11 protein-coding genes are annotated in these 11,119 nt (G+C 51.4%); all 11 read left to right on the forward strand.

The genetic code is table 11. From position 1 onward, the window contains the following. The first annotated feature begins 13 nt into the window (after window positions 1-13). The 11 genes from M2416_RS20960 (at window position 14) to M2416_RS21010 (ending at window position 11,062) form a co-directional block, all read left to right on the forward strand. The gene (locus M2416_RS20960) at window positions 14-1,045 is read left to right on the forward strand and encodes a TrbL/VirB6 family protein (protein WP_259226475.1); all 1,032 of its coding nucleotides are present in this window, start codon (window positions 14-16) and stop codon (window positions 1,043-1,045) included. A gap of 222 nt (window positions 1,046-1,267) precedes the next feature. Next, a complete protein-coding gene (locus M2416_RS20965) occupies window positions 1,268-1,951 on the forward strand; it encodes a VirB8 family type IV secretion system protein (RefSeq protein WP_259226476.1) in 684 nt (227 codons plus the stop codon). Further along, window positions 1,951-2,844 carry a P-type conjugative transfer protein VirB9 gene (gene virB9 / locus M2416_RS20970; protein ID WP_374761801.1) on the forward strand — a complete coding sequence of 298 codons (894 nt, stop codon included), beginning with the start codon at window positions 1,951-1,953 and terminating at the stop codon, window positions 2,842-2,844. Before M2416_RS20965 ends, virB9 begins: the two co-directional genes overlap by 1 nt. Continuing rightward, window positions 2,841-4,145: a VirB10/TraB/TrbI family type IV secretion system protein gene (virB10, locus tag M2416_RS20975; RefSeq protein WP_259226478.1), complete on the forward strand. Its 1,305-nt coding sequence runs from the start codon at window positions 2,841-2,843 to the stop codon at window positions 4,143-4,145. The genes virB9 and virB10 overlap by 4 nt, the downstream gene beginning before the upstream one ends. Further along, window positions 4,135-5,163 carry a P-type DNA transfer ATPase VirB11 gene (gene virB11, locus M2416_RS20980; RefSeq protein WP_259226479.1) on the forward strand — a complete coding sequence of 343 codons (1,029 nt, stop codon included), beginning with the start codon at window positions 4,135-4,137 and terminating at the stop codon, window positions 5,161-5,163. Before virB10 ends, virB11 begins: the two co-directional genes overlap by 11 nt. Before the next feature lie 49 nt (window positions 5,164-5,212). Then, window positions 5,213-5,515: a TrbM/KikA/MpfK family conjugal transfer protein gene (locus M2416_RS20985; protein WP_259226480.1), complete on the forward strand. Its 303-nt coding sequence runs from the start codon at window positions 5,213-5,215 to the stop codon at window positions 5,513-5,515. Window positions 5,516-5,533: 18 nt separating this feature from the next. After that, complete coding sequence (locus tag M2416_RS20990; RefSeq protein ID WP_259226481.1) at window positions 5,534-5,839, forward strand: hypothetical protein; 306 nt, start codon at window positions 5,534-5,536, stop codon at window positions 5,837-5,839. Window positions 5,840-6,588: 749 nt separating this feature from the next. Continuing rightward, window positions 6,589-8,463 carry a type IV secretory system conjugative DNA transfer family protein gene (locus M2416_RS20995; protein WP_259226482.1) on the forward strand — a complete coding sequence of 625 codons (1,875 nt, stop codon included), beginning with the start codon at window positions 6,589-6,591 and terminating at the stop codon, window positions 8,461-8,463. A gap of 10 nt (window positions 8,464-8,473) precedes the next feature. Then, window positions 8,474-9,220 (forward strand): MobC family replication-relaxation protein, encoded by a 747-nt coding sequence (mobC, locus tag M2416_RS21000; RefSeq protein ID WP_259226483.1) that lies wholly within the window; start codon window positions 8,474-8,476, stop codon window positions 9,218-9,220. Window positions 9,221-9,326: 106 nt separating this feature from the next. Next, the gene (locus tag M2416_RS21005) at window positions 9,327-9,614 is read left to right on the forward strand and encodes a hypothetical protein (protein ID WP_049264829.1); all 288 of its coding nucleotides are present in this window, start codon (window positions 9,327-9,329) and stop codon (window positions 9,612-9,614) included. 284 nt (window positions 9,615-9,898) lie between these two features. Continuing rightward, on the forward strand, window positions 9,899-11,062 hold the full coding sequence (locus M2416_RS21010) for an HNH endonuclease (protein ID WP_259226484.1): 1,164 nt from the start codon (window positions 9,899-9,901) through the stop codon (window positions 11,060-11,062). Window positions 11,063-11,119: the final 57 nt, after the last annotated feature.

Raw genomic sequence — 11,119 nt, forward strand, 5'->3', positions numbered from 1 at the left:
AATGAGAGGCACCATGTCCGGTGGTATTTTTGTTGGTATGGACAAAAACATCATGGATGGACTCAATGCCGTGTTAGAAGGTCAGTCTTCTACCTACGGCACCCTAATCAGTGTGATTATCGTCAGTTCCTTCACCCTATTTATTACGTATCGCGGGTATCAGACCCTTGGCGGCAAACTCCAGACACCGGTTGAGGATGTTGTCTGGGATGTGGGCCGCATGTTGCTGATCACCACCTTTGTTTTAAACCGCGATGGCTGGCTGGATGCCATCATTGCGGCCATTGAAGGGCTTAAAGACGGCATCAGTGGCGATGATAATGTCTGGGCGCTGCTCGACACGGTGTGGGAAAAGGCACAAGCGCTGGGGCAAACGCTGTTTAATCTCGATACCTCCACCTACGTTAAAGTGAATGGCGGCTTTGCCGAGGTGTTGGTCTGGGCCGGTGCAATCGTTCTGTTACTCACTGCAACCTTTGTCAATCTGCTCGCCGAAATCACCATTCTGTTAATGACCACCACCGCCCCACTCTTTATTTTCTGCCTGCTGTACGGTTTTCTTAAACCCATGTTTGATAACTGGCTGAAAACAATATTTACCGCAATCTTAACGGTCATGTTCTCTGCCCTGTCTGTCCGGATCGCCATCAACTACCTGAATAAAATACTGGATGCCGCCACAGCAACGTCTGCTGAAAGCAATATGGTGACCCTGGCGGCGCAATGTTTGCTGGCCGGGATTGCAGCAGGCATCGTGGTGTATTTTTCAGCGAAAATAGCCACTACGCTGAGCGGTGCCGCCGTGCAGGCCGTGTTACAGGGTGCAGCCATAAGCGGACTGAGCGGGCTGGCGAGCAAATCTGCTGACATCGCCAGACCCGGCATAAAGGCCGGGGGCCGACTGACCGCCAAAGGTGGCATGGCCGCAGCAGCGACAACCGGCAGGTTCATTGCCGCAGGTGCGGGTAAAACCGTGAGCGCCTGGCAGAAACGTGCCACCGCCATTGAAAGCATGAAACGCCAGAATCAGCAGCGTCACCGTTAATCCTCCCGACCGCTAATCTCATTCCCCCGTCACGCCGTGGGCTCTGCCAGCGGTGCGGCTTTCCTGCATTTATCCGATAAGAGGCTTCCATGAAATTCAGCATCTTGCTTCTGGTGCTGTGTGCGCTTACGGGCTGCGCGCAGCATCAGGGCGACCTCCCGCCGGTGTCCGGCGATCTCCAGCCGGTTAATTCCCCCGCCATGATCCAGGAGCTGACTCACCATGTCTGATATCCAGCACATCATTAATGTCTCGCGCTCTTTTGAATCCATCCTGCTGGAAAAGGAAGAGCGTTCCCGCAAAACTGCCTGGCGGGTGGCCGCTGCCGGGCTGATTCTGGCTGCACTGGCGATCGCGGCCATGATTATTCTGCTGCCGATGAAAACCACTGACATTGAATTGTGGTCGGTGGATAAACAAACCGGTCGTTATGAGTATATGACCCGCATTAAAGAGCGGGATATTGCGTCTGAAAAAGCGCTGGCCCATTCACTGGCGGCACACTATGTCACACTCCGCGAAGGGTATAATTATTTATCCCTCCAGCGTGATTACGACGACGTACAGTTATTTAACAGCGACAGCGTGAACCGGGATTATCTTGACGGGTTTAACGGCGACCAGGCTCCGGACGTTATTTTTAATAAAGCCGAATATGTCGTCTATATCGACATTATTTCTAATGTGCATGCGCCTGCCACCGGAACGGATAACCTGGCAACCCTGCGTATCAAGCGTACCCTCCGCCGTATTTCTGATAATTCAGTGAAAACGGACTTCTGGAATATCCGCCTCACTTACCGTTATGTCCCGCATCAGCAACTGACGGACAGTCAGCGTGAAGTGAACCCGCTGGGCTTTATCGTCACCAGCTACCAGCGCGATAAAGAACTGAGGAGCGAATGATGCTGAAAAACATCCTGTTCCTGACGGGCTTACTGGCATCATGTGCGGTATGGAGTGCCGCCACCCCGCGTGGCAGCGGCTATGACAGCCGGATGCAGAGCGTATCGTATAACAGCCAGAACGCCACCGTGGTGAATACCCGCCCCGGCTACGTCACCACGCTGCTGTTTGACGACGACGAAGCTGTGATTGATGCGCAAGCGGGTTTTCCCAAAGGCTGGAAGGTGACGAAAAGTGATAACCGGGTGGGCGTCAGCCCGAACCCCATCACCCAGCCGGTGACGGACGCCAGCGGCAACAACGTCAGCCAGGTGTTCCTGCCCACGGCGAAGGACTGGAAGACCAACCTCTTCGTGGTGACCACAAAGCGTGATTACAGCCTGGAGCTGAACGTGCTGGACCACGATTCCCCCGCGCAGGCGTTCGTTATCCGGTACCACTATCCGGCCGAGGTTCGCCAGCAATCCGCCGCCGCCAGCGCCAGCGCCGCCCGTCAGACGCTGCAGCGTGAAAGACAGGAGAAGCAGCAGATAGCAGCGGCATTCGGACAGGCCAGCACGCCACGCAACTGGCGCTACACCAAACGGGTAGCCGCCGGTTCTGCCTCCATCGCACCGGATTTTGCCTGGGATGATGGTCGTTTTGCATATATCGGTTTTTCCCCCATCAGAACCCTGCCTTCCGTTTTCCGGGTGGTTAACGGACGGGAGCAGGCGCTCACGCCCCGGACAGTTAAGCAGGGTAATTACACCGTGATGGCGGTGCCGGCAGCGCCACAACTGGTGTTGCGTTACGGCACCTCGGTGGTGGGGATCGAAAACGACGGATTCGGGCGCATCCCGATAACCCGCAGCGACACTGTTTCACCGTCCGTTACGCTGGAGGCGAAATGACCGATAAACCTGTCCCGGACGAACCGGAAAAAACCACCGCAGAGCGGGAAGCGGAGGCCCGCGAACGCGCCCGCGCGGCAATGGCGTATCAGGAGCCGGAGCAGAAAACACCGCCCGGCCAGCCGGAAGTGACCCGTTTTCGTAAGGCATCCGGTCGCCGCACGCTGACCGTCAGCCTGCTGAGTCTGGCGCTGGTGATCGCCCTGGCATCCGGCGGCGATCGTCTTTTCAGTGCATTGAAAGGGGGTAATCAGAAAGAAGCCGACACCGCGCCGCCGACCTCCGCCGGGAAGACGCTGCATGAGCGTCAAAATCTGGGCATGGACAGTAACCCGTTTGGCCTGTTCGGGCCGCATACACAGGACGAAACAGACCCTGCCCGCCAGGCCGTCACTCCCGCACCCACCCTGCCACCAGCCCCACCCGCCCTGAACAAGGCAGCCGCACTGGCTGACGGGCTGAACAACGCCCGAACAATGCCGGGTGATAATGCACGCACGTCCCCGGGTGAAACGCGTAGCAACGCAGAAACGTCCAACAGTCCGTCATCATCCACGACATACACATCCTGTCCATCAGTACTGTCAAGGGGAAAGGATGGCAACCTGCGCTGCCCGGAGACTGCCGCGCCGGAAACGGGTAACAACGACAATCCGGGCGTCGCCCGAGTCACCGGCGTCAGACGGTTGGGTCTCGATCCTGATCTCTATATCCCGGTGGACCGCTATATCCCGTGTTCGATGATGTGGCGCTTCGTGTCCGATGTCGGGGGGCATATTTCCTGCCTGGTCAGTGAAGATGTTTACAGCGCCAGCAACCATGTGACGCTGATCCCGGCGGGAACGGTCGCCCGTGGCATCTACCGCACCGGGGCGCTGCAACACGGACGCAGCCGGATGTTTGTGCTGTGGACGGAGCTGCGTACGCCTGAGCCCGGCAGCCTGCAAATCCCACTAACTGATACGCAGGCCAGCGGCCCGCTCGGCGAGGCGGGGATCTCAGGTTGGATCGACAACCATTTCTGGGAGCGCTTCGGCAATGCCCTGATGCTCAGTACCGTGCAGGACGTGGCAGCGGCGGCGTCGGATGCTGCCCCGGGGAAAGACCGCAATACCGACTACACCGAAAACACCCGCGCCGCCACGGCGGAAATGGCGAAAACGACGCTGGACAACAGCATCAATATCCCGCCCACCCTGTACCTGAATCAGGGTGATGTCATCGGGATCATGACCGGCACCGACATTGATTTCTCATCCGTCTGGCAGCTGCGACTGAAAAAGAGGTGGTATGAACGCTGAAAATCTGTCGCTGGATTTTATGAAAAACCAGCTGTTTGGTGAGTTTATTGCGCAGGACGGCCTGACGGAAATTGCCGTTAATCGGCCGGGTGAACTGCATACCAAAATCCGGGGGGAATGGCGAAGACATGAAGCCCCAATTACGCTGCGTCAGTGTTACGCCTTTGCCAGAGCGCTGGCGTCCTGGCAGGACGATAATATCGACGACACCTCGCCTATCCTTTCCGCCACGCTTGAATCAGGCGAGCGCATTCAGGTCATTATTCCCCCGGCCTGTGAGCGTAATACCGTGTCTATTACGCTGCGCAAACCCTCATTCGGGCAGAAAACGCATCAGTCATGGATTGATGCGGGATTTTATAACCGGGTAAACGGTCAGGAGCGAACGGAAGGCAAAGATGTTGAGCTGACCCGCTATTATCAAGGTGGGGATATTTCCCGTTTTATGGAAAAAGCGGTGGAATACGGCAAGACGATTTTTATCGTCGGTGAAACCGGATCCGGTAAAACCACCTATATGAAAACGCTGCTGCACTCTATCCCCCGGCACCTCAGGCTGACCACCATCGAGGATAATCCCGAAATCCGGTTCTATCACCACACCAATTATGTCCATCTCTTTTATCCGGCGGATGCCGGGGATAATGCCATTGTCACGCCCGGCAGACTGATACGTGCCAATTATCGTATGAACCCTGACCGGATATTACTGGCAGAAATTCGCGGGCAGGAAGCCTGGGATGCGCTGAAAATCGTCGGTTCCGGGCATGAGGGACTGATGACCTCCCTGCATGCGGGCAGCTCGGAAGAATGTATTGAAGGGCTCATTGACCGCTGCTATGAAAACCCTGACTGCCGGAACATGCCTTTCGAGGTGCTGTTACGCAAGGTGCTTAAGAGCATTGATGTGATAGTCAGCATTGATATTCACGGTGACATACGCCGGATAAGTGATATTTATTTTAAACCCCTTCATCTCAATGGCATGAGAGGTGTATTCAGAAAAGGACCCCAATAAATAACATATCCAAATACGCTATCCTCGTTTAAATATGAAGGTGACCGAAATGAAAAAATCAATATCCTCCGCATTATTACTCAGCGCTATGGTGTCATATTCAACCTCCGTCATGGCCGCTGACACCTGCGAAGTGGTGTTATGCATGTACGGTAAGGCCACCGGGAACGGCGGCGGCAATGAATGCCATTCGGCCGAACGTGCATTCTTTAATATCGTCAAAAAGAACAAGCACGGTTTTCTGCCGGACCACACTGCCGATGCCAGAAAATCGTTCTTACTTGAGTGTGATTCGGCAGACCCGGCAATTATTAGCCAGATTATCAGTAAATTTGGCCGCATGCGTGGTTAATTAGCGGAGGTTATCTTTATGACCAAACCGGGTTTTATTCAGCATCCCTGGACACATCAGCGCGGGGATTCCATGCGCGCAGCCCGTGTTATTGAGCACATTGAAAATGAGGCGATGCACGGATGCGGCCTTTATTATGAATTTTATCACTACCGGGTTATCTGCAGGTTATTGCAATTACTGCAAACGCTGAACGCCACCGACAGAATAACGCTGACAGAGGAAGCTAACCGGCGAGGATTTACGCTGGATGAAACCAGCATTAAAGAAAGTCGTCAGTGTTATTCCGACATCATCAGGGAAATCCGCGAGAGCCAATATTAACCCCTGCTATTATTTTATTCTCAGCTCTCAAACGACAGCGGAATATTTCAGCCGAGTCCGGCTTGAGGCGTGGCGGTTTTCAGGTTTTTACGGCCCAGCACATTTTTCGCGGATTAAGGAGTGAAGAAATGCGGGCCGTAAAAATGAGGCAGCGGACAGAATTATTTTCGCGGGTTAAGGAGCGAAAATAGTTCAGGCACCGCGCCTCACCGGCAAACAGCCGCGCCCACGCGGATTTTGCCGGCCGGGGGGAGCCGAATAAATTTCGCCGCCCCAGCGAGCGAAAAGCTGTCGCCCACGACAGCGATTTATTTGGGGGGCATCGCCCCGCACACCGTCGTGGCTAAGTCTCCGGCCAAAAGCCGGTAGCGTGGCGCGACCACCCTCTTTAAAGGTCAGCTTCCCTTTTATTCCCGCTGCGAGGAACGAGCAAAGGGAAGAAAAAGGCGAAAGCGACCGTCTTAAAGGGGGTGGTCGCGCGTAGCGGGCGACGGTGTGCCGCCTTTGACCCTGGGGAGTTTTGGTGCGGCGTCCAGCCACGACATTACCCCCATGTGGCAGGCAATAAGGGCGTCCAGCCCGCATGAACTGGCGCACGCAGTTTAATGCAGGAAAGCATGCTTCCCTGCATATGGCCGCAACGAGACCACTTTCTTCGTCCCTGACGCTCGCCCCGCCTTTTCGCCCGACACCGTGGGGCGAACTGATGGGGCGATGTCATGGGGCGAATAGCTGACGTAGGAGGCATCGTGATTTTGAATAAGCTGGCCGTTTCACTGTCGCCGATAGTGAATGGCGCGCTGAGCTTCATTGCTTTTATGCAACAGCATCAGCTGATGCTGGCGCTGTTATCGGGGCTGACGATGCCGTTTTTCGCGTCGATGAAAAGCGATGAACGGCAAAAAGCCCCGTTGTGGCAAAAGCTGATTATTGCTTTTTCCATGCTGTGTTTTCTTTCCGGTACGATGGCCCCGGTTGTTATCTGGATTTTCCAGTGGCTTTATAAAGGCCGTGTAGTCGCCAGCATTCCCGTTCTGGCATGGCCGGTACTGATTGCCTTTACCGTAACGGGTTTTATTTTGCATATTCTGCTGCGCAGGGTATTAACCCCTGAATTAGACAGAATAAAGAAACGCCTCGTCAGAAAGACAACGCTTGAACGGGAATTGCGCACCGATGTCCGCACGGTAAAATCACTGCTGCCGGAAACACTGCATTATAACCCGCTGGATTATATCGACCTCAACAAGGGTATTTTTATCGGTATGGACCGCGATATTCAGCCGATGTACCTGCCATTAAAAGACTGGCAAAAACAACACGCGGATATTATCGGCACCACCGGCGCCGGTAAAGGGGTTGCCACCGGGATATTACTTTATCAAAGTATTCTGGCTGGTGAAGGCGTATTTGTGATGGACCCGAAGGATGATGAATGGGCACCCCACCTTTACCGCAAGGCCTGTGAGGATGCAGGCAAACCTTTTGCCCTGATTGACCTGCGTAAACCCCAATACCAGTTAAACCTGATTGAAGAGATCACCGCCGATGAACTGGAAGAGCTTTTTGTTGCCGGGTTCAGCCTGGCAGAGAAAGGTCAGGAATCTGACTTTTATCGGATTGACGATCGGAAAGCGGCACGGATAGCCGCACAATTTGTCACCCGTAATACTGCCTCAACCATTCGGGATGTTTATAACGGCGACTACGTTCAGGGTATTGCAGATAAGATAAAAGCCTTTTTCGGGAAAATTGAAGAGCTTGCCTTGCTCAATGCCATCAATGCGCCGACAGGATTTTCGCTTAATACGATATTTGAGGAAGGCGGTTGCTGTTATGTGATTGGCTCAATGCGCAACAGCAAAATCATTACCGCTCAACGTATGTTGCTGGTTCGCCTGTACCAGCTGGCAGAAAGGCGCGAGCGAGTGAAAAACGTGCCCCGCGCCATTGCTATTTATCTTTCCGAACTGAAATACCATTTATCCAGGCCCGCGCTGGAGGGTTTAGGCGCGGCACGCGATAAAGGCGTGCATATTATTATGGACCATCAGTCGATTGCCGATTTAAAAGACTGTCCGGCAGATTTGAAAGGTGACGCCGTTGTCGGCGCTGTCGTTGAGAACGCTAAATTCAAACTGGTTTATCGTGTCATGGATCCGGACACCGCTGAATGGGTAGCCAGGATGTCAGGCACCATATTAGTCGATGATGAGGTCCGCAAAGCGAAAACCGACGCCGTGCTGACAGAGACTATCGACAGTGAACGCACCATCAGGCAGGCCGAGCGTTTCTTTACCGACAGCAATATGATCCTGAACCTACCCGATTTTGTCAGCTTCATCTTCACGACAAAAGCACTCCCCTCTGCTTCGCTGATTTCGCCCATCAGGGTGAAAAAACGCGAACTGGAGATCTGTGCCGTGTCGCCCGCGATTGCCGCCACCGCCGCAACGGTAAACATCGCCCTGGATTTTAGCGAGGAGGAAACCTCCCCCGGAACGGCACCAACGCCGGATATCACCATAACGCAGCCCGATCTTTTTTTTGATAATACGGACGAAGAAGACACAACAACACCGAACGCCGATAAAGAGGAAAACCCATCATTGATGGATTTTTAAAGGGGGAGTGATGCTTATCACCGCATACCGCGAACGCCAGACGCGACACCGCGAAAAAATACAACGACTGCTGAATTTCCTGAAAGAAGAAACGTACAGTGACTTTAAAACGCTGATGCTGCTATTCGGCTTCAGGGATCATAAATCGCTATATTCCCTGCTTTCAAAAGTCGAGGGCATGGGCTTAATACAAAAGCACGTCCTGGTATCGCGCACCATGAAAATTTCATTATGGGGCATAACCAGTGACGGACTGGCCGTTGTGTTAACCCCAAACGATACGCTTTTCCCGGCACGGTTTGAGCCTTCAAAAATCACCGGCTGGACGCTGGAGCATCACCTTGATAATCAGGCAGCCCGGATCATCCTTGAGCAAAAAGGCGCATCCGGGTGGATAAATGGCGACCGCACAACCTTCCTCAGCCGGTATCAGGTCGGTCATCGCCCGGACGGGCTGATCACCCTGCCCGGCGGCACCGTGATTGCCATTGAGACCGAGCGCCGTCTGAAAACCAAAGCCCGTTACCAGTCGATCATCGCCAGCCATTTGCTGGCGCGGACACGTAAAGACTGGATTTACGTTTTTTATATCGTGCCGGACCCGCAGAAAAAGCGCGGTCTTGAACGGCTGTTTGACAGTATCAGGCACGTCATCGTTAACCATCAGCACATCCCGCTGGAAACCCGCCACCGGCATGTCTTCCGCATCTACACGCTCGACGAGCTGCAACAGCTCGATGTAGGCCACTGCATATAGTTCTTCTGTATAACCAACTGCCCCAACCCGCCCACCAGCAGCGCAACGGCCTGAAATAATTCCCCTCGAAATACTCACCCAACATCAGAACAGACAGGACTCCAGAATGAACAGAGAAACTTACCGACTTGCTGACGTACTGACTGAAATGAGCGCCAAAGCACTGGTCACATGGATGACGCATTCCGCTTTGCAGGACATACCACGCGAAGCATTACTGACTCGCGGCAGCGATTTTGTCTATGCTCTACAGGCAAATTTTATGCTAATGCGTGATGTTCTGTCAGAAACACTGGAAGATATTGAGCAGCAAAGTCATGGTATTGAAGAAAGACTAGACAGCCTGGAACAACGCCTTCAGACGCTTCAGAAAGATACTGATAATTTGTATTAGCTCATCTTTGACCTGACACAACTACGACATAGGGCCAAACCTAATCTGACATGCAGCTTTGTGCCAGGAGCTGACGTTGTTAAGTCCGCCTTACATTGGCTAAAGGGGAGTTGGCCAGTTAGCGCTGTCCAATAACTTCGGTTTAACCATAGCTTTATCACTTATGTGCTGATGAATATGTGGATTAAAGAATCTTGCGTGATAATTTATCTAAGTGTAAAGTTCATTTAGAAAGCGCCTATTGTGTTACATAAATGAATATAAAATCTCGCAAGGAAACGACAATGGAAATAAGGAATATAAATACAAAGCTTAAAAGAATGATTTTTAGTAAATATAGCGGAAAATGTGCAATATGTGGCATATCAAACGAAGACACGCGACTGGAAATTAGCCACATTTATCCTAAATCTTTTGGTGGGGAAAGCACAGAAGAAAATTTAATTCTAGTTTGTCCAAACTGCCATTTTAGATTGGATCAGGCCATCCTCAACGAAAGAGAGTTCATAACTGCGCTTGTTGACCTTTTAAATAACTCCCCAAAATATAAGAATATTGAAACAAACAAACAGCTAGGTAATCAGATTAAGATCGAGGTTGATATTTACGCAGAATTGACGGAATCTCGTGAGGATAAAAAGGAAATAATTGTAGAGTGCAAATCATTAAGAGCCATTTCAGAATTTTATATAGATAAGGTTATTGATGAACTTGAAACAATAAGCAGCACACACCCTAGTGCGAAAATAATATTTGCAACCCCTTCGAGAATACCAGGAAAAATAAAAGAAAGACTTGTAAAACATAATATTTCTGCTTGGGATATTGATTATATACTTAATGAATTTAGTGGTGAAATAGAAAAATCAAATAACCCATATCTAAACTTACTGATTGGGAGTATTGGCCAAAGAAAATCTGATTTTAAGATTCGAAATCTAAGTGACAGGCTTAAAAAATGCTCACCTGGAAAGAAAGAGTGGTCTATATATCAAAAACTGATAGGTGAAATTCTTGCTGAGATCTTTTGTCCTCCACTGCAACCCCCCATGCCTGAAAACAGCGATTACTTAAAGACAAATAGAAGGGATTTTATATTATCAAACTATGCCAAAGATGGATTTTGGGAATTTCTTCGCAGTAAATACAAAGCTGATTATATTGTAGTTGATGCAAAAAATTACTCTAATAAAATCAAAAAGGATGAGGTGCTTCAAATAGCAAATTATTTGAAATCTCATGGTGCAGGAATGTTTGGAATGATATTTACTCGCAAAGGCGGAGATAACCGCGGATGCGAAACCACATTAAGAGAACAATGGATTTTACATGGGAAGTTAATTTTAGTTTTTGATGATGAAGATGTTGAAAATATGCTAGTTGCTTCTTCCACTGGAACCACTACTGACATTGTAAGCATCCCGGTAATCCGGACCATTCACTTTTAGAGATCTTCCGGCATACTGATTATGTCCCCGGAGGAGATCGCCATGCGCAAAGCACGA

The organism is Klebsiella sp. BIGb0132 (assembly GCF_024810075.1).
GTDB lineage: Bacteria > Pseudomonadota > Gammaproteobacteria > Enterobacterales > Enterobacteriaceae > Klebsiella > Klebsiella terrigena.